Source organism: Vibrio sp. Vb0598, from assembly GCF_033338935.1.
GTDB lineage: Bacteria > Pseudomonadota > Gammaproteobacteria > Enterobacterales > Vibrionaceae > Vibrio > Vibrio alginolyticus.
The window spans coordinates 41,606-67,391 of the sequence record NZ_JAWOTP010000003.1; the positions used below are offsets into that span (position 1 = coordinate 41,606).

General features: G+C 46.0%; 15 protein-coding genes. 8 read left to right on the plus strand and 7 right to left on the minus strand.

Features of this window, described 5'->3' with window-relative positions; all coding sequences use genetic code 11:
* Positions 1-31: 31 nt before the first annotated feature.
* The 3 genes from glgB to R7Q38_RS04420 form a co-directional block, all read right to left on the minus strand.
* Positions 32-2,224 (minus strand): 1,4-alpha-glucan branching protein GlgB, encoded by a 2,193-nt coding sequence (gene glgB / locus R7Q38_RS04410; protein ID WP_239938915.1) that lies wholly within the window; start codon positions 2,222-2,224, stop codon positions 32-34.
* Between the two features lie 283 nt (positions 2,225-2,507).
* A complete protein-coding gene (malQ, locus tag R7Q38_RS04415) occupies positions 2,508-4,688 on the minus strand; it encodes a 4-alpha-glucanotransferase (protein ID WP_213964044.1) in 2,181 nt (726 codons plus the stop codon).
* 117 nt (positions 4,689-4,805) lie between these two features.
* Complete coding sequence (locus tag R7Q38_RS04420; RefSeq protein WP_005374836.1) at positions 4,806-7,259, minus strand: glycogen/starch/alpha-glucan phosphorylase; 2,454 nt, start codon at positions 7,257-7,259, stop codon at positions 4,806-4,808.
* A gap of 734 nt (positions 7,260-7,993) precedes the next feature.
* On the opposite strand from R7Q38_RS04420, the gene malT reads away from it, so the two are divergent.
* The 7 genes from malT to sstT all read left to right on the plus strand — a co-directional run bounded on the left by malT (position 7,994) and on the right by sstT (position 16,717).
* Positions 7,994-10,702 (plus strand): HTH-type transcriptional regulator MalT, encoded by a 2,709-nt coding sequence (gene malT, locus R7Q38_RS04425; protein ID WP_005374834.1) that lies wholly within the window; start codon positions 7,994-7,996, stop codon positions 10,700-10,702.
* A gap of 578 nt (positions 10,703-11,280) precedes the next feature.
* Positions 11,281-12,198: a DUF368 domain-containing protein gene (locus tag R7Q38_RS04430; protein ID WP_239938917.1), complete on the plus strand. Its 918-nt coding sequence runs from the start codon at positions 11,281-11,283 to the stop codon at positions 12,196-12,198.
* A gap of 244 nt (positions 12,199-12,442) precedes the next feature.
* Complete coding sequence (locus R7Q38_RS04435) at positions 12,443-12,868, plus strand: hypothetical protein (protein WP_025768641.1); 426 nt, start codon at positions 12,443-12,445, stop codon at positions 12,866-12,868.
* 9 nt (positions 12,869-12,877) lie between these two features.
* A complete protein-coding gene (locus tag R7Q38_RS04440; protein ID WP_213907543.1) occupies positions 12,878-13,492 on the plus strand; it encodes an SCO family protein in 615 nt (204 codons plus the stop codon).
* Complete coding sequence (locus tag R7Q38_RS04445) at positions 13,482-13,790, plus strand: PTS transporter subunit EIIB (protein WP_017634466.1); 309 nt, start codon at positions 13,482-13,484, stop codon at positions 13,788-13,790. The genes R7Q38_RS04440 and R7Q38_RS04445 overlap by 11 nt, the downstream gene beginning before the upstream one ends.
* A 276-nt stretch (positions 13,791-14,066) precedes the next feature.
* Positions 14,067-15,143, plus strand: coding sequence for a ribosome small subunit-dependent GTPase A (gene rsgA, locus R7Q38_RS04450; RefSeq protein WP_130545717.1), 1,077 nt, complete (start codon positions 14,067-14,069; stop codon positions 15,141-15,143).
* Between the two features lie 356 nt (positions 15,144-15,499).
* Entirely contained in the window at positions 15,500-16,717 is a 1,218-nt protein-coding gene (gene sstT / locus R7Q38_RS04455; protein ID WP_005374821.1) for a serine/threonine transporter SstT, read from the plus strand.
* Positions 16,718-16,782: 65 nt separating this feature from the next.
* Here sstT and pdxY read toward each other — a convergent pair whose 3' ends face one another.
* From pdxY to R7Q38_RS04470, 3 genes are all read right to left on the minus strand, one after another.
* Entirely contained in the window at positions 16,783-17,652 is an 870-nt protein-coding gene (gene pdxY / locus R7Q38_RS04460; protein WP_274648107.1) for a pyridoxal kinase PdxY, read from the minus strand.
* A 101-nt stretch (positions 17,653-17,753) separates the two neighbouring features.
* A complete protein-coding gene (locus R7Q38_RS04465; RefSeq protein ID WP_086047213.1) occupies positions 17,754-17,942 on the minus strand; it encodes an AbrB/MazE/SpoVT family DNA-binding domain-containing protein in 189 nt (62 codons plus the stop codon).
* A 139-nt stretch (positions 17,943-18,081) separates the two neighbouring features.
* Complete coding sequence (locus R7Q38_RS04470; RefSeq protein ID WP_318114114.1) at positions 18,082-19,278, minus strand: hypothetical protein; 1,197 nt, start codon at positions 19,276-19,278, stop codon at positions 18,082-18,084.
* Between the two features lie 546 nt (positions 19,279-19,824).
* Between R7Q38_RS04470 and pulA the strand changes: the two genes are divergently transcribed.
* Complete coding sequence (gene pulA / locus R7Q38_RS04475; protein ID WP_318114116.1) at positions 19,825-23,814, plus strand: pullulanase-type alpha-1,6-glucosidase; 3,990 nt, start codon at positions 19,825-19,827, stop codon at positions 23,812-23,814.
* Between the two features lie 105 nt (positions 23,815-23,919).
* Here the strand turns inward: pulA and R7Q38_RS04480 are convergent, their stop codons facing one another.
* Positions 23,920-25,536, minus strand: coding sequence for an endonuclease (locus R7Q38_RS04480; RefSeq protein ID WP_318114117.1), 1,617 nt, complete (start codon positions 25,534-25,536; stop codon positions 23,920-23,922).
* Positions 25,537-25,786 lie beyond the last annotated feature (250 nt).

Consider the following 25,786-nt stretch of genomic DNA (forward strand, 5'->3'; position numbering starts at 1 on the left):
TAAAACGGGCTTAGAATTTGATTAGACTAAATTATTTGTGCAGCTTGTAGAACACGGTTGAAAGTGGAGGCAAACGAAGCTCAAGTGATTGAGGCAGTGATTCACTTTCAACTTTTTCCGTTTTCACACTGGTCAGCACTTTAAAATCGCTGCCGCCGTATTTGCTATCGTCTGTATTCAGTAGCAGTTCGTATTGACCTGCATTTGGAACGCCTAAACGAAAGCGCTCGTGTGGTACGGGCGTAAAGTTGGTGATGATCAGAATACGCTCACCTTCTTTACTAATACGCTCGTGCGCTAGGATGCTCGCATCCGCTTCGTCTTGTAGACGCCACTCAAAACCAGCAGGAACACAATCTTGATCGTGCATCGCCGCTTCATTGCGGTACAAGTGGTTCAAATCGCGCATCAGCTTTTGAACGCCTTGATGACGTTCGTATTCCAGCAAGAACCATTGCAACTGATCATCGTGGTTCCACTCCGCCGTTTGGCCGATTTCCGCACCCATGAAGTTCAGCTTTTTGCCCGGTTGACCATACATATAACCGTAGTATGCACGTAGGTTTGCGGTTTGCTGCCATTCATCGCCCGGCATCTTGTTGTGAATAGAGCCTTTGCCGTATACCACCTCATCGTGAGAGAGAGACAAGACGTAGTTCTCGCTGTGCGCATAAACCAGCGGGAATGTGATGGTATTGTGGTGGTATTTGCGGTGAACAGGATCTTCTTTGATGTATGAAAGACTGTCGTGCATCCACCCCATATTCCACTTGAAGCCAAAGCCTAAACCACCCATAAAGGTTGGCGCAGACACACCCGGAAACGCCGTTGACTCTTCCGCAATCGTCATCGCATTCGGGAAGTGCTTGTACACTTCTTCGTTCATCCATTTTAAGGTTGCGATTGCGTCGTAGTTTTCGTTGCCACCATCAACGTTCGGGACCCACTGATCGTGGCTACGTGAATAATCGAGATAGAGCATCGACGCGACGGCGTCCACGCGAATGCCATCAATATGGAATTGTTCAAACCAGTACAGCGCATTCGAGACAAGGAAGCGACGTACATGTTCACGGCCTAAATCGTAAATGTAGGAGTTCCAATCTTGGTGCCAACCGCGACGAGGATCTGGATCATGGAACAGAGGCGTACCATCAAAGTTCGCTAAACCATGATCATCCGATGGGAAGTGCGCAGGAACCCAATCCAGCACTACACCGATACCAGCTTGGTGACACGTATCCACGAAGAATTTGAAATCATCAGGTGAGCCAAAACGGCTAGTTGGTGCAAACAAGCCAACAGGTTGATAGCCCCATGAACCATAGAATGGATGCTCAGACACAGGCATCAGCTCAACGTGGGTGTAGCCCATATCCACAAGGTATGGCACCAACTGCTCCGCGAGTTCGCGGTAGTTCAGGAAATCACCTTTCTCGTCGCGCTTCCATGATCCAGCATGCAGCTCGTAAAACGATAACGCTTCATCACGCTTTTGTGTCACTGCGCGATTTTGCCATTTCGCATCTTGCCATTGGTAACGCTTGTGATCGTAAGTAATGGATGCGAACGATGGGTATTGCTCAGAGTAGAAACCCCAAGGGTCTTGTTTGTGTGGCAGCCCTTCCCCATTTGGCCCTTTGAGCTCAAATTTGTACTGAACGCCTTCTTCTAAGCCAGGAATGAATAGGCCCCAGATACCGTAGTCTAGGCGTTGCATTGGATGACGACGGCCATCCCATTGGTTGAAGCAACCCACAAGGCTAACAGCAGATGCATGTGGTGCATAAACAAGGAAACGCACACCAGAGATGTTTTCACCGCCACGTTCTAGCGTGACAAAGTGCGCGCCCATGTAGTGATACATATCTTTTGGCGTATGCAGATGCTCGTATTCTTGGTAAATATTGTGGTACTGATACGGATCATCAATAATTTGTTCAACACCATTCCAATCAACTGCCAAACGGTAGTGAGTCAGGTGTAAATCGCGTTGCTCTTTTAAGATGAAGCCGCTGTCGCCATCACGCTCAAGCGCCACGCGAGGCTCACCATTAACAAGCAGTTCAACCTTGTTTGCGCCCGGCATCCAAACTCTCAGCGAAGCTTCGTCGTCAATGAATGGACCCAGCGCCGCAAATGGATCTGAGTAAGCCGCCTCAGCAAGCAGTTCGTATGCGCGTTCGTGTTGTTTCTTTATTTTCTTGGTTTTGGTGGTTTTCAAATCTTTCTCCCTAGAGCCAACATCCTTTTCAAGACCAGAGATCTGAATCAAACATCGGTTTCTCCACAGCCAACGTTGTGAACTCACAAAAAGACTCCGCTTCTCACGTTCGTTGCGTAAACGGCGTCAAAATACAAAAATGCCCGCTATTGTCGCGGGCATAATAACGGTACTTCATCCTAACGGATTGTGTTTTAGGAATGAGTGACCTAGACGGAACTTTCGTACCTCTGAGCTAACAAAATTGGTAATCAGCTCGTCCATCTACACCACTCTAGGCATCTTACTTACTCGCCTGTGCACGAACTTCAGTAAGGCGTTTAGAAATACGATTCACATCTTCACGGCTGAAGATTTCATCTAGGTTCATCGACAATTTACGACGCCAGTTTGGATACTCATCCACCGTACCAGGAATATTGACCGGTTGATCCATTTCTAGCCAGTCTTCAAGCTGAACACTAAGCAGTGCAGAGTCACCCGCGGCTACGTGCAGTTGCAGCGCTTCGCTTAGGTATGAATCCATTGGCACGTACTGAGCATCATGACCAATGCCTTCTGGCAAATAGCCATGCCAGCGAACGCTGTCTAGAATGCCTTGTTTGCACTTCAAGCGATCAGCGAATAGGCCTTCCAACTGCTGTTCATCAGGGTACAGACCAATCTCACGCCCCATCTTCAAGTCATCACAGTGCCAGAAACCGCGTAGTGTTGGCATATCGTGCGTACACAGTGCAGCCATAGACTGCTCAGCGTAGTGCTTCGGAGAAATAAAGCCACCGTCGTCTTTTGATGTTTCGAAGAAGAAGACTTTGTACGAATGCACACCCGCATCACGAAGGATATCAACGATTTCATCAGGTACAGTACCCAAGTCTTCACCGATTACAGAACACTGATGACGGTGAGATTCCAACGCTAGGATTGCTAGCATGTCTTCCACTGGGTAGTACAGGTATGCACCTTCTGTCGCTTTCTCGCCTTTTGGAATCCACCAAAGGCGAAGCAGGCCAAGTACGTGGTCGATACGCAATGCACCACAATGCTTCATATTAGCACGTAGCAATTTGATGTAAGCGTCGTAGCCAGTCGCTTCTAAAACCTGAGGGTTAAGCGGAGGCAGACCCCAGTTTTGGCCTAGTGGACCAAGTACATCTGGTGGCGCACCGATGCTTGCATCCAATACTAGCGCGCCTTCGTCAGCCCATGTTTCGCTGCCTGAATCTGCAACACCAACCGCAAGGTCGCGGTACAAACCCACAGCCATGCCTTTTTCTTCGGCTAGCGCTTGCGCTTCTTTGATTTGATCGTCTGCGATCCATTGCAGGTACATGTACAAGTGAACACGATCTTGGTTGTCCTTAATGTACTTCTGAGTACCAGCTGCGTCGAATGTGCGGTATTTCTCAGGGAATACTGGCCAGCCCCATATGTTTGCATCTTCTGAATGTAAATCAGCATGAAGTGCATCGAATGCAGCTTGGTGTAGCAAGCTGTCGCCGCCTTTTTCAACAAAGTCCAAGAAGGCACGAGCGCGATCGGTGTTTTTGTCTAAATGGCGAGCTTTAAACTCACTGAATAGCAGCGGAAGAACGCTCATTTTTAGTTGCGAAACTTCGGTGTAATTCACCCAATGAGAGTCTCGCGCTTTTTGTAAACGTTGTTGGAACTCTGCACTACCCACTCGCTGTTGTGCTTCTGCACTTAGCGCGAATTCAGGTACAGAGCTTACGTCGATGTACATAATGTTCAACCAACGACGAGAAGACGGGCTGTATGGGCTTGCCCCTTCTGGATTCGCAGGGAAAAGCGAGTGAATAGGGTTCAAGCCAATGAAGTCACCGCCACGAGAGGCAATATCACTCACCAGTTGTTTTAGGTCGCCAAAATCACCGATGCCCCAGTTATGCTGAGTACGCAGTGTGTAAAGCTGGATACTAGGACCCCATAGCTTTTTGTGTTGGTTTAGATCGTCTTGTTTGAAACACGCTTTCGGCGTAATGATCAATGACATCTCGTAAGGTGTTTTACGACGCTTACGACTGATGATCAGTTTGTGATAACCCCAAGCCAAGTTCTTTGGCAATGCAAACACTAGAGGGCCACCCTCAGCACGCTCATCACGAACAATTTGGGACTGAAGATAGCCTTCAAGTACCTCTCCTTGTTCTGTTTCTAAACGCCAGCTGAATTCACTCTCACGAGCACTCGTACCTAGGTTTAGTTCCACTTCGACTGGTTCGCCGTCGCGTAAAACAAGAACAGGGGCTAGTACGTCTTTTTTATGTTTCTTTTCAGCAGAAGCCAGTAGTTTTTCATCACTGCTAGTATCGTAGCCAAGCGAAGCGAGCAAGCGGCGTAGCGTCTCCTCAGACACTTTAGCCTCATCTCCCCAAGCACTGACATAGCTATCAGCCAATCTCGCCATTTCCGCGACTTTCTTTAATGCTGTTTGTTCTTTCATCGCTTTCTCCGAAGGTAATACCAACACCTTCCATGTAGGGTTTTATTGTTATCAATAACTTCTTTTGGAAAATGACCAAAGGTAGCGCTTGGCTACCTTGGTCTTAACTAGGTTCTATTAGCGTTTCACCGCTTCAAGTTTCCAGATATTGTTCACGTAGTCGCGGATTGAGCGGTCTGACGTGAACTTGCCAACAAGGGCGGTATTAAGAATGGCCTTCTTCGCCCAGCCAGCTTGATCTTTATATTGTTCGCTCATGTCTTCGTGCGCTTTCACGTAAGATGCAAAGTCCGCAAGACATAAGTACGGGTCACCGCCGTCTAGTAGGCTGTCATACGTTGCACGCAGTAAGCCTGGTTGACCTGGTGTGAACTCTTCACCCAATAGCAAGTCCATTGACGCTTTGAGTAAGTGATCCGCATTGTAGTAATCAAATGGGTTGTAACCTTGAGCTTTCAGCGCTTTCACACCTTCAACATCTAGACCGAAGATATAGATGTTCTCATCGCCTACTTCCTCACGAATCTCAACGTTTGCACCATCCATTGTACCGATAGTTAGCGCACCGTTTAGCGCCATCTTCATGTTACCTGTACCTGATGCTTCTTTACCCGCTAGCGAGATTTGTTGAGAAACGTCAGCCGCAGGGATAATGATTTCAGCCATGCTCACACGGTAGTCAGGGATGAATACCACTTTCAGCTTGTTACCGATGCGAGGATCGTTGTTCACCTTGTCTGCAATCTTGTTGATTGCGAAGATGATTTCTTTCGCTAGGTGGTAACCCGGTGCTGCTTTTGCTGCGAAGAACACAACGCGTGGCGTACACTCAAAACCTGGTTCATTAAGAATACGGTGGTACAGAGACAGTACGTGTAGCAAGTCTAGATGCTGACGTTTGTACTCGTGTAGACGCTTGATTTGAACATCGAAGATTGCATTAGTATCGAGCTCGATACCCATGTTCTCTTTCACCCAAGTTGCTAGGCGTTCTTTGTTCTCTTTCTTCACTGCCATGAATTCTTTTTGGAATGTCGCGTCAGTGGCGTACTTCGCAATACCTTCAAGTTGCTCTAGTTTCGCTGGCCATTCTGGGCCGACTTTCTCAGTGATAAGCTGAGACAGACCTGGGTTACAGAACTTCAACCAGCGACGTGGCGTAATACCGTTCGTTACGTTGTGTAGACGTGTCGGGTACATTTCGTGGAACTCTGGGAATAGGTCTTTCTTAACCAATTCAGAATGAAGTGCTGCTACACCGTTTACTGCGTAAGAGCCGATTACACATAGGTTTGCCATGCGAACCATGCGGTGGAAACCTTCTTCGATGATAGAAAGCTTCTGTTGCTTCGCGACATCACCCGGCCACATTGCACGTACGTCTTGTAGGAAGCGGTGGTTGATCTCGTAAATGATCTCCATATGACGTGGTAGCAGGTGCTGGATTAGCGACTCTGGCCATGTCTCTAGTGCTTCTGGAAGTAGCGTGTGGTTGGTGTACGCAAATGTCTTAGAGCTGATTTCCCAAGCCGCTTCCCAAGCTAAACCTTTTTCATCCATCAGGATGCGCATTAGTTCAGGAATCGCAATCGTTGGGTGCGTATCGTTAAGCTGGATAGTCTCTTGCTTAGGTAGATCCGCTAGCGAGTAGCCCGCAGCTTCGTGGCGACGTAGGATGTCACGTACAGACGCTGCTGAGTGGAAGTACTGCTGCATTAGACGCAGTGTTTTACCTTTCTCGTGGTTGTCGTTCGGGTAAAGCACTTTAGTGATGTTACCTGCGTCGATCAGTGCGTGCTGAGCTTCGAAGTAATCACCATTGTTAAAGCTTGCTAGTGAGAATGGTGCAATCGCCTGACATTCCCAAAGACGTAGCGGGTAAACCGTGTCTGATTCGTAACCCACAATTGGAAGATCCCAAGGCATTGCTCTTACTGTCATGCCTGGTACCCATTTGCGAACTTCTTTACCGTTCTCGTTAATCACTTCAACGTGACCGTAGAAACCGATCTCTTGCGCAAGTTCTGGACGCGCAATTTCCCAAGGGTAGCCTTCTACACCGCGCCAAGCGTCAGGTGCTTCTTGCTGGCGACCATCTTTGAATGACTGTTTAAATAGACCGTATTCGTAATGTAAACCATAGCCGACAGTTGGGAATTCTTGTGCCGCACATGAATCCATGAAACACGCAGCCAGACGACCAAGGCCACCATTACCCAATGATGGGTCGCGCTCTTCTTCTAGCAGATCAGTTAGGTTGTAACCCAGTTCAGCCATTGCTTCTGTTACTTGTTCATACAGACCCATGCTGATTAGGTTGTTACCAGTCAAACGACCGATAAGGAATTCTAGCGAAAGGTAGTTAACGCTCTTCGCACTTTTAATGCGTGGATCTTCTTCTGTCGCAAGCAAATCTAGAGTAGTAAATTCAGCCAGAGCATGCCCCATTGCTAGGTACCATGCGCGGCTGTCTGCGTTTTCAATCGTATGAGCGTAAGTTACAGATAGGTGTTTCTTTACGCTTTCTTGGAACGACTTCTTGTCAAATTGTTTTTGTTGAGTAGGTTTCATTACGAAATTCTCACGTCTTTTGGTAATTCATCTGCCATACATCGTGCATTTACCTCTGTGAATAAACATCCTCCTAATTCTCATCCTTTGAAGGAGGAGGGCTGAGGGCGTAGAGGGGGTACCATTGCTAGGTTAGTGATCCAAATCTCAACAAAGTGAACTTTGCACCAGTTCTTAGTGATTTTGATCACAATGGAATGTGAGAAAGGTTAAAACCCGTTCATGACGCTTTTTATAGTCCACTCATCTGATGATGTGAAAATTGTAATATCGGTCACATTAACTCGGTCAGCGTAGAAGAACTTTTCGTAATCTATGTGCAACGCGATCTTAACGCTAACGAAACAAACGATATTTAAGTGACGACAATCACAAATAAAGGGCGTAGTTGATGGTAAATCCATCAACCCTTGAGAATTAGGAAGTGGATCAAAGTAACGAACATTTCTGATGTCGTAACATCCCACTCAGCTCACAGGATTGTACGCTTTTTATACAAACTAGAATTAGGCGATGTGAGTTATTTCTAGTTTTCGCTAGCTTTTATATCTAAGTGACCGTATGGAATGGTTTTTCAGACGGACGCAAGCCCCAACAGTAGCGACATTATCCGGCATTCAAACAGTGTTTTTGATGCTGATGACATCATTCAGTAAGACGGCTTTCAAGGGGGCTTTACTAGAATGATCACGTTGCAGTCATTTGGGTATACATAAATAAGGACATAACTACTAATGTGGATTCCATCTAAGCTTACTCGACCAGGACGCCTGCACAATGCCATCGTGCGCCCACGAGTGTTGGACTTACTACAGCAAGCGCCTTACTACAAATTGGTTTTATTCCGATCCCCAGCAGGTTACGGAAAAACGACAATGGCAGCGCAGTGGCTATCCGATAAGCCAAACGTCGGTTGGTACAGCATTGATGACAGCGATAACGACGGCTTTCGCTTTGTAAACTATCTGCTTCAAGCATTAAACAAAGCCACCAACTTCAGTTGCGCTAACGCACAAAAACTGGCGGAAAAACGTCAGATCTCGTCTTTACGCTCCCTATTTAGCGAAGTGTTCGCTGAAATGGCTGACTTTCATCAAGAGTGCTACGTGGTGCTTGATGACTACCATTTAATCACGAATGATGAAATCCATGAATCCATGCGTTTCTTTTTAAAGCACATGCCAGACAACCTCACCGTTGTGGTAACCAGTCGTGCAGCGCCGCCTCTGGGCACTGCAAACTTACGTGTTCGTGATTTAATGATCGAAATCGGCAACGAGATGTTGGCGTTTGATACCGAAGAAACCACTCGCTTCTTTAACCAGCGTATCGCCGATGGTATCGATGAAGACATGGCGAACAGCCTAAGAACCTATGTTGAAGGTTGGCCATCGGCGATGCAGTTGATCGCATTACAAGCCCAACATCAAAACCGCACATTGGCACAAACTGTAGAGTCGGTATCGCAGTTCAATCACGCGCACTTGTGGGATTACTTGGTCGAAGAAGTGTTTGACTTACTCGATCACGAAACTCGTCACTTTTTAATGCAAGTATCCGTGCTTGACCACTTCAATGATGAGTTAGTGTTTGCCCTTACCCAACGCGAAGATGCACTGGGAATGATTGAATCGCTTAACCGTTACGGCTTATTCATTTACCCGCTCGAAGGGGAACAGAACTGGTTCCGGTTCCATAACTTATTTGGCGAGTTTTTATCTCATGAGCGCCAAGCTCGTATTCCTCAGCAAGAAAAAGATCTCCACCGCAATGCTGCTATCGCTTGGTTACAACAAAAAGCACCACACCAAGCGATTCATCATGCACAAAAATCGAATGATAAGGACTTAGTGGTAGAGATCCTAAACGAATTCGGCTGGAAGATGTTTAACCAAGGCGAACTCAGCACACTGGAAAGCTCAATTAACAAGTTGGACGATGATCTGTTGTTCAGCCACCCAAAACTTACGATGCTCCGAGCATGGTTGGCTCAAAGTCAGCATCGTTATAACCAAGTGGGCCACCTGCTTGAAGAAGCGGAAGAGGAACACAAAAAGCGTAACATTGCGTTAGATATTCATTATCAAGGTCAAGCAAACGCGTTGCTTGCTCAAGTGGCTATCAACAGTAACCAACCAGAAAAAGCTCTCGAATTAGCGGAGCTAGCGCTTAGCCAACTTGATAACACTATTTACCGTAGCCGAATTGTGGCGACTTCGGTTGTTGGTGAAGTTAACCACGTGCTAGGTAAACTAGACCGTGCTTTGCCGATGATGCAACAAACTGAAAAGCTAGCTCGTCAGTATCAGGTATATCACCAAGCGTTATGGGCAATATTGCAGCAAAGCGAGATTTTAATTGCACAAGGTTACGTGCAAGCTGCCTTTGAACTACAAGATTCCGCATTTCGTCTGATTGAAGATCAGCAGCTTCAGCATGTTCCTCTTCATGAATTTTTGCTGCGTATTCGCGCGCAAGTACTTTGGTGCTGGAACCGACTTGATGAAGCGGAAGAATGCGCGTACAAAGGTCTGCAAATTCTCGAAAACCATTCACCAAGCAAGCACTTACATAGCTATTCGATGTTGGCGCGTATTGCGATTGGACGCGGTGAATTAGACAAAGCCGGTAAATTCATTGAGCACATCCAACACTTGATGAAACAGTCGACTTACCACGTAGATTGGACTGCAAACGCTTCACTATCGTTGATTCTATTTTGGCAAGCGCGCGGGAATACCGATGCAATGCAAGAATGGCTCAACACTGCGGTTCGTCCTGAATCGGCATGCAACCACTTTTCTCAATTGCAATGGCGTAACATTGCTCGCGCCCACATTAACTTAGGCCAATATACCGACGCTCGTGCTGCGTTAGATTTTCTCCAAGGTGAAGCTCGTCGCACTAACCTAATCACAGATACTAATCGCAACTTAGTGGTTGAAGCGGTCCTTTCTGCTCGCCAAAAAGATGAGGAGCAAGCCAAGGCACTGTTAAAAGAAGCATTAGTAATGACGAACCAAACTGGCATGGTCGGAAACTTCCTGATTGATGGTGCAACCATTGGCGGTCTGCTGGAGAAGTTGAGCCTCCGCCATGAACTGGGCGATCTTGAGCGTCACCGTGCTCAACAGTTAATGAAGGACATTTCATCGAATCAACGTAGCCGGTCAATTCACTTTGATGAAGACTTTATTGAAAAGTTGGTGAATCACCCTAATGTGCCAGAGCTAGTACGTACCAGCCCATTAACACAACGCGAATGGCAGGTTCTGGGACTGATTTATTCAGGCTTTAGTAACGAGCAAATCGCACAAGAGCTGGATGTGGCAGGTACGACAATTAAAACCCACATTCGCAACCTGTACCAAAAGCTTAATATTGCTAATCGTAAAGAAGCCATTGTGACAGCTGAAAATTTGCTGCAGTTGATGGGATACTGAACTGCTCGATAAACGGGTTAAAACGTAAAGTAAAACACAAGGGTTGGCGTAACACGTCAGCCCTTTTTTATGACTGACAGTAAGAGAAGTGCAATTTGCAAAGCACGTAAGTAACGTTGTTCATATAAAAAAATAGCCAACCGCAATAATCGCGATTGGCTTATATTTAGTGTGAACAAATTGTATTCACTAACAACGTCAGTTGGCTAGGTGACCCTCGGCTTAAGAAGGGTCGAGCAGTATTATGCATTAATCATGCCAAAATGCAAAGACTTATTTTTGGGCACAAGATCTCATATAAGCTGGATTTATTCACGCGCAAATTATCAAAATGCAATTTGACAATGCAAATTGCAATTGCACAATGCAACCAAGATTGATAATTGATAGTAGAGTTAATCATCTCAAAAATGTAAACCAAGCATTAAAAGCTCGTTACGGCGGCATTGTCTCTTGGCGGGTAATAAAGATAGGCAATAGATTGGATATAAAACCAAGTAGTTACAGCACTATTTCATACTTTTTTCATCGCAATGTTTGTATACTCTCTGCCATCGAAACGACTTAGCATTAGAGCAATGAACTACTTAATTACTTTCTTCAAGGGAATCGCCATGGGTGCAGCAGATGTTGTACCTGGTGTATCTGGCGGCACCATCGCGTTTATCACTGGTATTTACGATACGCTGCTTGAAAGCATTCGACGCATTAACCCCTCACTTTTCTCTATCTGGCGAAAAGAAGGGTTTAAAGCCGCGTTTCATCACATCAACGGATTCTTCCTAATCGCTCTGTTTGCCGGCATTTTCACCAGTATTGCAACGCTAGCAAAGTTGATTACTTGGCTTCTTGACACACACCCGATCCCACTTTGGTCATTTTTCTTTGGTCTAATTTTGGTCTCTGTGTATCACATTATTCGTCAGGTTGAGCAACGCGATCTTGTCCGCTTTGTCATTCTGCTCGTTGGTGTCGGGTTTGCTTATAGTATTACTGTGCTCAAACCTTTACACATGGAACCAACGGCCATTAACACCTTATTCGCTGGAGCTATCGCGATTTGTGCGATGATCTTGCCGGGTATCTCTGGCAGTTTTATTTTGCTGCTGATTGGCATGTATGCTCCTGTATTAGCCGCAGTGAAAGGTTTTCAAGTCGATACATTAGCGCTATTTTTGTCTGGCTGCGTGATCGGTTTACTGTCCTTCTCTCACTTATTGTCGTGGTTACTACGCAAGTTCCGTGATTTCACCCTGATGTTTTTGACTGGATTAATGATTGGTACGTTGCCAAAGATTTGGCCATGGAAAGAAACCATCACTTGGCGCACCAATTCGAAGGGCGAACAAGTGCCATTGCTACAGCACAACCTATCACCATTTGAATTTGAACACGTGACATCACAACCTTCTCAGTTAGTACTTGCTGTCGTAATGATGCTTGCAGCCATTGCTCTGGTTTTGGGTCTAGAGAAATTCGCAGATTCAGATAAATAACTTTGGTATCAAACACATACTGAACCAAATAAAAACGGAGCCAATTGGCTCCGTTTTTATCTATTGGCTAAGGGCAAAAACATCTCAATTGAAAACTCTGCTGTATTTGATGCAATAAAGTCCGTCGCGTTACTAAGAAGCTGGTCACCGAGGTATAACGCACAATTTACCGAGGTCACGAGTTGGCGAGCGGCGCATCTGTGCTACGATGCTCGTAATGTTAAGTGATAAATGCTGAACCTTAATGAAACTGTTACAAATCGCCGCTGTTTCAGCCGCATTAGTTGCGGGATTTTATGCCCCGACTCTAATAAAAAGCTTTTCTTCTTCCACTCAAAGCAAGTCAATAGATGAATACTGCTTTCTCTCTACAACCTCTTGCGTCCAAGAAAATGTTACGATGACGCTAAACTCAGAAACTGCTCAACCCTTGGTTCCTACCACTCTAAATGTTGAGTGGCATACAAGCGATGCTAAGCAACTCATCCTAAGTCTTTCAGGAAGAGAAATGGAGATGGGTGAGCCTAAGTTTTTGCTGAAGCAAATCGCTCCTGGCCAATATCAAGGTGACATCATTCTCCCGGTTTGCACGGAGGATGCAATGACTTGGGTTGGTGAACTCAGTGATGGAGAGAATACCGTTTACCCTGCTATAAAAATGCAAAGATAAGGAATCGTTATGAGCCACAATTGGTCCCTATTTCTCGTAGCTGCTTTCGCACTCGGGTTTGGCGTAAAGAGCTATTTAGATAATCAGAAAACGAAGCCAGAGCAAGTGGACAGTTCCACCTCTCAACAAACGGTATTGTTTGGGGAAAATAACCAAGCCGTCAATATCTTCGATGTGAATGACCCTCGCATCCGAGTCGTCTATTTTGGCTTTACTCGCTGCCCAGACGTTTGCCCAACTTCTCTTGCAATGCTGGCAGGAGCACTGAATCAAATTGACGACGCGCAAAAAGCGCAACTACGCCCGATGTTCATTTCTTTGGACCCAGAGCGTGATGAGGCCGATGCATCAGCAAAATATGCCCATTACTTCCATCCAATGATTGAAGGCCTATCGGCACCACTTGATGTAACGACACCTTTGGCACACAACTATGGTGTCATTTTCCGCAAGACAGAATTGGAAGGCTCGGAACTAAAGTACACGCTGGATCATAGCTCTTACTTCTACTTCTTGAAGCCGGATGGCACGTTAATCACTAAAGTACCGCATACGCTCTCGCCGGCACCGATTGTTGAAGCCATTTCAAAACTAACGACCGAAGGCTCTTCAAATGACGGTTAAGTCAGCGCTGAAGCAATTTTTCAATTTCCTAACTCATACCAACCCCAATGTCGAACAAGACGTCGATACGATCATTGACGCCATTGGGGGCATAGAGAACCTGCTAGAAACTGGTGCATGTGCGACTCGGCTGCGTCTTACCCTCAGAGCGACGTCCGTCATCGATAAGAACGCACTCAAAAATCATGGCGCGCATGGAGTCGTGATATTGGATGATCGTCATGTCCAAATCATATACGGCTTAAAAGCCAACACGTATTCGCAGATTATGGAAGAGCGTATCACAAAACAAAGTTAATATTTTTGCAGTATAGCTACCCTCTTTAAAAAAGGGCGGCTATACTCTTTTGGCTTAATTAACTCACTTATTTATTAACCAACGAAGAGGACACAAGATGATTGTATTGAATAACACTAACTGGGCATCGCAAGGGTAACCCTAACAGCACCAACTCTGTGGCATAACCACAACTTCCCCTTCTCTGCCCGGTCTTCACCGGGGTCAACTCTATCCGAATTAGACCCTAATGCGATTTGTATTAAGGCGCTTTGTTGCGTCTGGGATAATTCAATAATGAATCAAACACATACTTTTTGTGACACATTAGTTTCAACTTCAAACCCTCTAAAACAATTGGGTTGGAAACCATTTTTTCAGCAACAACTGACACTAGACGATTACGACAACACTATCTTTACTCGTGTGATTGCGCACCACCGAAGTGGTTACTTATTGGCGACAGAAACTGGGCAAGTTCATCTTAATGCCCACCATTCTTTACCCAATATGACCGTCGGAGACTGGGTAATCTTAAATGAAGATCAGCAATTTGTTCGCTTACTGGATCGCTTGAGCCTCTTTAGCCGCAAAGCCGCTGGCAGCAAAGTGGCAGAGCAACTTATCGCAGCCAATGTGGATACAGTGTTTATCGTCTGTTCCCTTAACGACGACTTCAATTTAAGTCGTATTGAACGCTATCTTGCCTTGGCTCATGAAGCCGAAGTCGAACCCGTCATCGTGCTTTCCAAAGCCGATTTGTGTGACAATACTGATGAACTAAAAAGCCAAGTACAGAAGCTCGACCCTCTATTAGCTATAGAGACAGTCAACGGCTTAGAAATAGAGAGTGCTTCTAAACTCATGACCTGGTGCAAAGAAGGACAAACCCTCGCTTTTATCGGTTCTTCAGGCGTTGGCAAATCAACTCTTGTTAATGCATTACTCGGGCAACAAGAACAGGCAACTGGGCATATTCGTGAAGACGATAGCAAAGGGCGACATACAACTACATCGCGCTCTATCCATCTATTACCTGATGGCGGCATCTTGATTGATACTCCGGGAATGCGCGAGCTTCAACTAGCAGATTGTGAATCGGGGGTCAGTGAGGCATTTTCTGACATTGAGGCGCTCGCTCAGCGTTGTCGCTTTGGTGATTGCCAGCATCAAACTGAGCCGGGTTGCGCAATTCAAACTGCGATTGAAAATGGCAAACTGGAAGTTCGTCGTTTCAATAACTATCAAAAACTATTGCGAGAACAAGCCTTTAACGGTGCGACTTTGGCAGAGCAACGAGCTCAAAGTCGACAGTTCGGGAAACTCACTCGAAATGCCATGAGTGATAAGCGCAGGCGCCAACAAAGTTATTAATTTGTTGCGTTTGAGTTGTCAATAAAATCAAAGGAGACGAAAGTCTCCTTTTTAACAACTTTATTAAAAACCATTACTCATAACTAATGATAATTTTCAACATAAAAATCTTATTTAAATAACATTGAGCAAACATTTAATCCAAAAACAAACTAAAACTAGACACAAAATATTACCAAGCTAAGATATGTGATATTCAGCAAGAAAATGGCTGAATTTATAACAACAGGATAATTGATAATCATGTGTCTTAGTGACCAGAAGCAATGCTCACCCCTTGCAATACAAGGGCATTATCGCCGTGTAATGATGGACTATTGCCCTGCCACTCTGGCATAAAATTGCAGGAATGATGTATGCAACACAACAGCCTCGTTGCCCGATATGCTCGTGGTAACCTCGTCGTCCAGATCCTTGTCGGTATCGTCTTTGGTATTTTGCTCGCGACAATTTCTCCAAGCCATGCCGAAAGCGCGGGATTAATTGGTAGCCTTTTTGTCGGTGCGCTTAAAGCGATCGCGCCAATTCTTGTGTTTATTTTGGTTGCCGCTTCAATTGCAAACCAAAAGAAAAACCAACACACTTACATGCGCCCAATCGTTGTACTGTACCTGATGGGTACATTCTTCGCGGCGCTATCAGCAGTGGTTCTAAGCTTCCTTTTCCCGACCAATTTAACGCTTGTCACCGGCGCTGAAGGTGCAACGCCTCCTCAAGGTATTGCTGAAATTCTACGCACATTGTTGTTTAAACTGGTCGACAACCCAGTAAATGCACTAGTAGAAGCAAACTACATCGGCATTCTTGCTTGGGGTGTGGGTCTGGGTCTTGCACTACACCACGCATCGGCAACAACGAAGGCCGTATTTGAAGATCTAAGCCACAGCGTGTCTCACATTGTGCGCTTTATCATTCGTCTTGCACCATTTGGTATCTTTGGCTTGGTTGCTTCAACGTTTGCGACAACGGGCTTTAGCGCACTAGCAAGCTACGCACACCTTCTGGCGGTTCTTCTTGGCGCAATGATGATCATCGCACTCGTTGTAAACCCAGCGATCGTGTTCGTTAAAACCAAACAAAACCCTTACCCACTTGTATTCCGTTGTCTACGTGAAAGTGGTGTAACTGCGTTCTTCACTCGTTCAAGTGCGGCGAATATTCCAGTAAACATGGCACTATGTGAGAAACTAAAACTGGACGAGGATACATACTCAGTATCTATCCCTCTAGGTGCGACCATCAACATGGCTGGTGCTGCAATCACTATCACAACACTAACGCTTGCAGCTGTGCACACTATGGGTATCGAAGTTGATCTACTGACTGCGCTACTTCTAAGTATTGTAGCTGCGGTTTCTGCATGCGGCGCATCAGGTGTTGCAGGTGGCTCTCTACTACTTATCCCACTTGCGTGTGGCCTGTTTGGTATCTCAAACGACGTAGCAATGCAGGTTGTAGCGGTTGGCTTCATTATCGGTGTGATTCAAGACTCTGCAGAAACTGCGCTAAACAGCTCAACAGACGTTGTCTTTACGGCAGCAGTTTGTAAATCAGAGCAGCAAAAAGCTCAGTAAGACTGACAGAACAAAGAGAAAGGGGAGCCGATGATGGCTCCCCTTTTTTGTTTAATTGCGCTCAATTATGCGGTGACCAGAGCCACTTCTTCAATCGGGAAGTGTTTGCTTGGTTTAACAAACTCTTGCTGCGCCGCAATAGTTTGCAGCTCCCACTCACCCGCATGGTACGTTGCACTCAACATCCCGTAACACGCGTCGTGACAATGTTGGAAAGCTTGTTTAGGAGACCAGCCTTTTAAGAGTCCCGCGGTAAAGATAGCTGAAATAAGATCGCCCACGCCAACAGGTTGTTTAGCAAACTCAAATTGAGGACGCTTCGCAAGGTAAATGCCTTCTTGCGTAGCCAATAGCATGTTGAAGCTGCCATTTTCTAGGCAGTAAAGGTGCTTAACTAGCACCACTTTTGGACCTTTTTCTAGCGCACGTTGGCATGCGGTGATCGCATCGTCTAGTGAGTGGATTTCCATCTCAGCAAATTGACTTAGCTCGAATTGGTTCGGAACGATCACGTCCGCCATTGGCATCAAACGCGTTAGAAGATTTTCAGCAATGCCCGGAGCCACAATGCAGCCTTTGTCTGGCGCGCCCATTACAGGGTCGCAAACGTAAAGTGCGTTCGGGTTTGCTTGTTTCACTTTCGTCACGGTTTCTTCGACAGCAAGGCACTGCTCTGCGCTGCCTTGGTAGCCCGTCAACACCGCTTGGCACTTTTCCAATGCACCGATGTTACTAAGACCACGAACTAACTCGCTGATGTCTTCAGCCGCAAACGCTCGCCCAGTCCAGCCTTCTTGATACTGCGTGTGGTTAGAAAATTGAACGGTATGAATCGGCCATACTTCGAAGCCCATGCGTTGCATTGGGAAAACGGCACTGCTGTTACCAGCATGACCAAAAGAAACATGAGATTGTATAGAGAGGATACCTTGCATAGTACCTTACCTCTTATTGTAGTTATCGATAGTTCAAAGACAGCGGCAAGCGCCAGTTTTGCGAAACCAGTAGTGTATCCGACAAACCAAGATTCTCTAACTCAATTCTCCTCAATATCTTCAGAGTAAGTTGGAGTGCTGGTTTTCAACACCATCTTCCTAATTTCCATTTTGTCTTTATTCAGTGCGATTTCTAGGGTATCTCCTTCCCTTATCCCGAGCTGAGCCAGGATTGCGCTTGGAATGACTACGGCGGTATCGTCACCGATTTTAACAGGTTGACTTATCATCTTTCGTCCTCCAAATGTCGAAAATGAGTTTTCACGTCATTGGATGTCTAGCCTCAAATACATTGAGCTGACTTGGATTGGCGTAACATTTTAAAGACAAAAGAAAAGCCTCAATCTTGAGGCTTCTGGATAAGATAGGTTATGGCTGAAGGAAGTTTTGAGTGAAATCGAGCGCATCTTTAGAGAGTTTTTTTTCGTTGGTCGATGTGCTTGCCTGGTCTTCTGCTGTTACCGTTGTCATGTTAGGCTGAAAATCTAGTGTTGATGTCTCCTCCCAAGCTTCGGAGGCGTCTTTATTCTCATCATTCAACACCGCATTGAGCTCCTCTTCCGCAGGAAAATACGCTTCGCGTTTGTACACTTTGTTAAGGGCTCGAATAATAGAGTGCTTTCTCACCATTCCTGAGGCCAGCTTTCTTTGCAACGGCTTCGCTATGGACTGCAATCCAACGACAACATCAACACCAATATTGGTTGCCACTTCATCACGCAACGTACGTGCAGGTTGGTAGCCCATATTGGCAGCAAGAAACAGCCAAACGTAAGCAATTGCATTACCCGTTTTACCTTTATCCTTCCACGCTTCGCCAGCATGATACATCGCTTTAGCACTGCCACCTTCCGCGGCCCGTTCCAGCCAGTAGCAACCTTTAACCATGCTTTTTTCTGTACCAATTCCATTTAGGTAACATAAGCCGACTTGGATCTTGCCATCTGCACTGTCTTTTTCCGCCGCTTTCATAAACCAGTAAAGCGCATCTGCACTGCGTCCTGCACTATTGTCTGGTGAAAGCTGCCATTCCCCCATATAAATCATGGCATCAATGCAGCCTTCTTCGGCGGCAGTTTCAATCAGTTGGTTACCTTTTGGGATATTTTTTTCAGTTCCTCGACCAAAGACCAAGGCCTTGCCCGTCGAAAATTTCGCTTCGGTATCCCCTTCCATTCCCGCAATTGCGGTACGCCAGAAGTTTGCCTGCTCTTTTAAAATCACATCTTCGCGCATGCGTTCACTTAAGCGAACAATGCCGTACATCCCCGTCACATTGTCCAGTTTAGCGGCTTTATCATACCAATACAGCGCTTGACGAATGTTGTCCTTTTCGGCTTCTTTCGCTAGAAATAAAATGGTGGGGATATGCCCGGTTTCTGCTTTGAACTCTCGCTCTTTACGCTCTTGCTCTCGCGCTTTATGCATCGCCTTTCGATAAGCGGCTTCGCGAGCTTTCCTCTCTGCCTCGAGTCTCTGTTTCCGCATCGACAACGAGATCATCCACACAAATATCAGGACGAGTGAAAGGCCAGTTGCCGCAATGGCAATGCCCATACTACTCATAAATAGCCTCTTTTGGTTTCAGGGCCCAATTCAACTCCCTTTCAGGGAAATCTTATGATTACGCGCCGACATAACGCCGACTACCTTCATTATATAACGACCACTTAGCGAAAATCTGAAGCTTGCGAAGACTTAATGGCGGTATTTTATTCAACATCACTGCAACTTATTTTTAAAAGAAAAATATAGCCCTCATTTTTATAGAACTTAATCACGGTTTTGGGGCTGAGACATTCTCATCCCCTATCATCCCCCCTTACTCATCCCATAAAAATTTACATTTTAATGATGTGCAGAATCTCTCACTATGCGCCTGTTTTATTATTTAATTTGTGAACAAAATCGACTGTGACAGAAAATTTGCACCTGTAAAAAACTTAACAGCCTGCTCTCACATTTTGCTGATGATTCAGTGTATTAGCATCTAATTGAACATTTCCTTTTTTGGCATCTGCCTTTCTAGCGTGTGCAAAACCTTCTTGATGATTGAGTCAGCGAAGGCAGCGCGCAGCTCAATATCAATTCAATAACAATGGATTTGTAAACGTGGACAATAAGACATTTAAATTATCAACAATTGCCAAAACCGTACTGCCTTTGATTTCCGTCGCGGTAATCAGCGGTTGTGGTAGTGATAGCACGAACGAAGATACGACGAACCCTGGCTCAGGCTTGTACCCTGCGGGAGAGAACGAAGTCGTCATTTATTACAAACGTGACGTAGCATCAGCTTCAACAGCAAGCGACTACGAAGGTTGGGGCTTGCACCTATGGAACGGTGAGGGCTGTACCAGCACAGATTTAGACGCAATGGGCATTCCGGGAACAGGAACGGATTGGTCTGCGCCACACCCATTCGATGGCATCAACGACACCTACGGTGCTTACTACGTACTGAAAATAAACCCTGACGCCTCTGACCCACACGAATGCATGAACTTCATTCTGCACAAAGGTGATGAGAAAGCGTTCGGCAGCGCAAACTCAAAAGTAGAGTTGACGAAAATCGGCGAATCGAAAGGTTTGTTTGGCTTCCACGGCAGCAGTGAACTTTACTACGAGCCAATAGAAGAGCGCCCTGTTGATATTGATGGTCAAAAAGCCCATTGGTTAGACGCCAACACCATTGCATGGGAAGCGGCGACCAGTGCGGATTCCATGAAGCTGTTCTACAGCCTTAGCAATGACATCAAAATGGATGAAGACAAGCAAATCTCTGGCGGTACTGCGGTTGAGCTGACAAAAGCTGGTGAGTTATCTGATGGACTAAAATCACGCTTCCGTCACCTTGCTAGCCTTCAAGCTGCGGGTATCGATGTCGATGACGCGACCTTGCGTACGATCCTGAAGTCACAAATCGTTATGGTGGCTTACAACGCAAATGGTGACGTCATTTCTGCAACTGAAGTGCAAAAACCGGGCGTTTTGGATGCGGTGTTTGCCGATTCCAAGGCAGGTAACGCGATCGGTCAAGAACTCGGTGCGATTGTGGAAGGCGGTGCCGCAACCTTCAAACTATGGGCACCAACTGCCCAAGATGTTGCTCTGATAATCTACGATGAAAACTTAGCAGAAGAAGCGACCGTTGCCATGACGGAAGACCCAGCAACAGGTATCTGGGTTTCTGAGGCACAAAGCAACGTTGTCAACAAATACTATCGCTACCAAGTTAAGGTATACCACCCAACAACTGGCGTCGTTGAAACGCGTTTGGTAACAGACCCATATTCAATGAGCTTGTCTAAGAACTCACGATACTCGCAAGTGGTTGATTTAGATGATCCAAGCTTAATGCCTCAAGATTGGAAAAACTACGCACGCCCAACGGTTAAAAAAGACGAAGACCACGTCCTTTACGAGTCACACATTCGTGATTTCAGCTTTAACGACAGCAAAGGCACACCAAGTCTTGATGGCAAATATCTGGCGCTTACAGAACCTGAGCGTGAGTCTGTATCTCACTTACAAGCCCTGAAAGATGCTGGCCTAACAACGCTACATATCCTGCCTGCGTTTGATATTGCAACCGTGGATGAAGACGCTGACCAGCGAGTCGATATCACCGACACCGTGGGTAAACTTTGTGGCATCAAGCCAGAAGCCTCCATTTGTGAGACCGAAGATGACGGCAAAGTGATTGAAGAGGTATTAAATAGCTACGACCCAACAACGGGCAAAGCACAAGCGTTGATGAACGATCTTCGCATGCTAGACAGCTTCAACTGGGGTTACGACCCTTACCACTACACCGTGCCAGAGGGCAGTTATGCGACCGATCCTAACGGGTCTAAGCGTATTCTTGAGTTCCGCGAAATGGTTCAAGCGACGCATAAAATGGATCTGAAACTGGTCATGGACGTCGTGTACAACCACACAAATGCATCTGGTGTGAACGAAAAATCAGTACTGGATAAGATTGTCCCTGGGTACTACCACCGCCTAAACGTCAACACTGGCGGCGTCGAAAACTCAACCTGTTGTGATAACACCGCAACCGAGAACTTGATGATGGGTAAACTAATGGTTGACTCATTGATGGTATGGGCGGATGACTATAAAGTCGATGGTTTCCGTTTTGACCTTATGGGCCACCAGCCGAAAGATGTGATGGTTTACGCACTTGAAAAAGTCCGTGAAATTGACCCGAATACCTTGTTCTACGGCGAAGGTTGGGACTTCGGTGAAGTCGCGCAAAACGCTCGCTTCGATCAGGCGACACAAGTCAACATGGCAGGGACAGAAATCGGTACTTTCTCTGATCGTCTGCGTGACGCAGTTCGTGGCGGAAGCCCGTTTGATGGCGGTGTAGATTCTGAAGGTAAGCACCCACTTCGCTTTAACCAAGGCTTTGGTAATGCCGCTTACCCTAACGAAGAAACCAAAACTGACGCAGAATCGGTGAATGGTCGTTTACACAACCAAGATCTGGTTCGTCTAGGTATGGCTGGTAACTTGGCTGACTACATCCTTCTTGATTACAAAGGCGAAACCAAACTGGGTAAGAACGTTGATTACAATGGTGCGCCTGCAGGCTACACAAAAGTGCCATCAGAGAACATCTCTTACGTGTCTAAGCACGACAACCAAACATTGTGGGATAACAACGCCTACAAGATTGCGACAGGCACTTCATCTGCCGAGCGTGCACGTATGCAGTCTGTGTCCCTATCAACGGTGATGCTTGGTCAAGGCATTCCATTCATCCACATGGGTTCTGAGCTATTGCGCTCTAAATCTATGCAGCGCGACTCGTACGATTCTGGTGACTGGTTCAACCGTGTATTCTTCGACGGAAGCGACAATAACTGGAACGTTGGTCTACCACGTGAAGACAAAGACGGTGCAAACTGGGAGTTGATCAAAACCATCGTTGGTGACAGCACGGCGAAACCAGACTCAACCGACATCGAGCTGACTAAGCAACAATTCCTAGAGCTACTAAGAATCCGTAGCACAAGCGAACTGTTCCGCCTAGATACCGCGCAAGAAGTGATGAACCGTGTTGACTTCCGCAACGTAGGGAAAGACCAAGTGGAAGGCTTGATTGTGATGTCTATCGACGATGGTACATCAGCAGGTGCCGATTTAGATTCGAACTACGATGCTGTCGTGGCCGTTGTGAACTCAACATCAACTGAGAAATCTTTCAAAGTTGCCGGCGCAACTGGTTTCGAGTTACATGAAGTTCAACAAAACTCTGCGGATGACATCGTGAAAGGTGCAAGCTTCACCAATGAAACCTTCACAGTACCAGCACTGACAACAGCGGTATTCGTGCAGCCACAAAACGGCGCGCAAGGTGCTGGCCTACCAGTAAACACGGATAACAAAGACGTATCGAGTATTCCTCCTTACGGCGAAACCGTTGTTTACGTGAAAGGCACGATGAACGAGTGGTCTGATAGCAGTGATTGGGCGATGACCTTTATTGGCAACGGTATGTACTCTGTAACTGGCGTTCTTGAAGCTGGTGAACACGAGTTCAAATTCGCGGACTCTGGTTGGGCAAATCCAAACATCGGTTGTGATGCTGCGAATATAGCTTCTGGTTCACTAGAATTAGGTTCAGAAGGTAACTGTAAGCTGTCTGTTGCTGAAACAGGTAAGTACAACTTCACTCTGAACGCGCTGCATGTTCAAGATGAAAGCGTAGAAAAACCGGTCGTGTCAGTGACCAAGTCAGCAGATGCACCAACATTCGGTGAAACAGCACTTTACTTACGTGGCACTATCACTACATGGGATGCTCCAGCACAAGACTCCACTGCGAAGTTCAGCTATGTAGCAAATGACGTTTACTCGCTAGACATTGACCTAGCGGCGGGCAACTACGAGATGAAAGTTGCGAGCGCAGACTGGGCAGCAGACACCAACTTCGGTGGCGAAGGCAGTGTTGAGCTTGGTAAAGCGCTAACGATGGAAGTCGGTGGCGGTAGTGCAAACCTCAAAATTGCGATTGCAGAAGCGGGAAATTACAACTTCCACTTCAACGCGGCTGACAAGTCGGCGCCAATCGTGACGGTAACGAAAAACTAGTTTCATTTAAAAACATCCGTAATGAAAAAGGGGAAGCATCGCGCTTCCCCTTTGTTTTGTTGGTGTCACTATCACTAAATAGTGGATACCAAAATCAAGAAGGTGTTAGTTTCCCCAAATCTGTTCAACAAACTCAGGGTGATCAATGAATGGGTTGCGGTTGCCTTGAAAATCAAACACTTGTTGATTGCGATTTCGTTCTTTTTCACTAACAGGATCATTTTTGTGCCAACGCTTAAGCATGTTTAACACCCAAGGTTCAAAAACCGTCGAACTTGAACCATCAAGGACAGCATCCGCATTGCTTGAGTTACCTTCCCAATTACCTACAACATTTTCATAGCGGGTTGCCATGTAGAAATAAGCACGGGCGAAGTCGCCTTTAAACTCATCAATCGGCTCAAACACCGTACCGGAGTAGCCCAGACTAGTACTTGCTTGACCAAGTTTAGAGCCATTACTAGACACGTAGGTCGCGGTGCCCACTTCACCAAATGGCCAATTACTGCGCTTCGCGTTTACATAACCATCAGTTGCAAACAAGTGATGACCGTCTGAGTTCATCGGCTCAACCTTACCGCCAAACCAGCTTTTCGGAAAAGAGTGCTCACGGTTGTAGCAATCCCCTTCCGTTTTGTATTGGCCACATTGGTCTGTGACTTTGGTAAAGCTTACTGTATCGCTAGCAGATGGCTTTTCAGAGTACATATCGAGAATAGAGCCATCATTTTCATAATAACGATCAATATCGGCATCTTTTACCAAGGTCCAGACCGCAGAATAGCCTCGGCTGGAGTGATTATTGATAATGTTAAACAACGCTGTTTTTAGAGCGTATCCCGTCTTACCAGATGCCGCTTGATAGTAACCATCAACCACTGGTGGGGTCGTCGTTGTGTCACCTAAGTTAAAATCGGTGGTTTCACTTTTCGAGAATTCAGCGCCAGAAGCAAGAGTCTTATCTCCCTCAGTCAGCGTGTACGACCCCGCGCCACTGCCACAACAAATGCCGTCACCATACTCGTCTTGAATCGTGAATTGGTAATTACCGTCAGCTAAGCACATGCTCTTTTCAATGGTGGTTGCTGACTCATATCCCTGACCAGAAAACAGCTCTTCGTCTTGGTTGTTTTTTAACGTCCAGCTGGTTTCTGAACCATAGTTATCGGTTGTGAGAGTCAAGACCACTTGGTGATCACTACAACTTTCTACAGGAGGTTGTGTACTCGTCTCAGTCGGTTGAAAATTATCGACGTAGACAACTTCTGAGCCATCAAAACTGGCTTCATCGTAAAAGCGCAAACCGACGTTGATGGTCTTGTTCGAGCTCGCTGTGTAGTTGTGCGCAAGCTCTTGCCACTGGTTTATCTGTTGTGGGTTCGAGTAATTGTGATAACCATCAACCACCAGACGTGCTTTTACATTTCCTTCGGTATGATAAACCGAGACAGAAAACGGATAGGTTTTCCCTTGCTCCACATTAATGGTTTGCAAAAAGTCGGTGTTGCTTTGGGTACCTGTATTCACGACGACCTGGGCAGCCAGACCACCCGATTTGATTTGCTCGCTGCTTGGCGACACTGTAATGCCCGCGTCAATCTCTGACCACTGCGTAGGTACATTGCCATTCCACTGTTCAAAGTCACCGTTGATAATTTGGCTATATGCAAACGGAGAGCTAACAGCAACAAGGAGACAGAGGGAGTTCGTTATGGATTTCATTATACTTTTCCATTAGTTATATAAATCCCAAACACGATAAACATATTAGTGGGGCATAAGTAATCCTTCAGTCACATTTTTACGTTGCACAAATGTTAATTTACTTTTTAATGTGCAGCTTATCTCACAAATATCCATCTGCTGAAAACAAATGCCAATACAAAAAGCGAAACAACTTGTTGGCTACATCGTCGTAAAACCATTAAGGGAAAAGTAAAACAGACAGAAAAAAGCCAAGTGTGCGCCTATG

Excerpts from the sequence above, each read along its gene's own strand:
- malQ (WP_213964044.1), bottom strand. The coding sequence starts at position 4,688 with ATGAAAGAACAAACAGCATTAAAGAAAGTCGCGGAAATGGCGAGATTG.
- R7Q38_RS04420 (WP_005374836.1), bottom strand. The coding sequence starts at position 7,259 with ATGAAACCTACTCAACAAAAACAATTTGACAAGAAGTCGTTCCAAGAA.
- malT (WP_005374834.1), top strand. The coding sequence starts at position 7,994 with ATGTGGATTCCATCTAAGCTTACTCGACCAGGACGCCTGCACAATGCC.
- R7Q38_RS04430 (WP_239938917.1), top strand. The coding sequence starts at position 11,281 with ATGAACTACTTAATTACTTTCTTCAAGGGAATCGCCATGGGTGCAGCA.
- R7Q38_RS04435 (WP_025768641.1), top strand. The coding sequence starts at position 12,443 with ATGAAACTGTTACAAATCGCCGCTGTTTCAGCCGCATTAGTTGCGGGA.
- R7Q38_RS04440 (WP_213907543.1), top strand. The coding sequence starts at position 12,878 with ATGAGCCACAATTGGTCCCTATTTCTCGTAGCTGCTTTCGCACTCGGG.
- R7Q38_RS04445 (WP_017634466.1), top strand. The coding sequence starts at position 13,482 with ATGACGGTTAAGTCAGCGCTGAAGCAATTTTTCAATTTCCTAACTCAT.
- rsgA (WP_130545717.1), top strand. The coding sequence starts at position 14,067 with ATGAATCAAACACATACTTTTTGTGACACATTAGTTTCAACTTCAAAC.
- sstT (WP_005374821.1), top strand. The coding sequence starts at position 15,500 with ATGCAACACAACAGCCTCGTTGCCCGATATGCTCGTGGTAACCTCGTC.
- pdxY (WP_274648107.1), bottom strand. The coding sequence starts at position 17,652 with ATGCAAGGTATCCTCTCTATACAATCTCATGTTTCTTTTGGTCATGCT.
- R7Q38_RS04465 (WP_086047213.1), bottom strand. The coding sequence starts at position 17,942 with ATGATAAGTCAACCTGTTAAAATCGGTGACGATACCGCCGTAGTCATT.
- R7Q38_RS04470 (WP_318114114.1), bottom strand. The coding sequence starts at position 19,278 with ATGAGTAGTATGGGCATTGCCATTGCGGCAACTGGCCTTTCACTCGTC.
- R7Q38_RS04480 (WP_318114117.1), bottom strand. The coding sequence starts at position 25,536 with ATGAAATCCATAACGAACTCCCTCTGTCTCCTTGTTGCTGTTAGCTCT.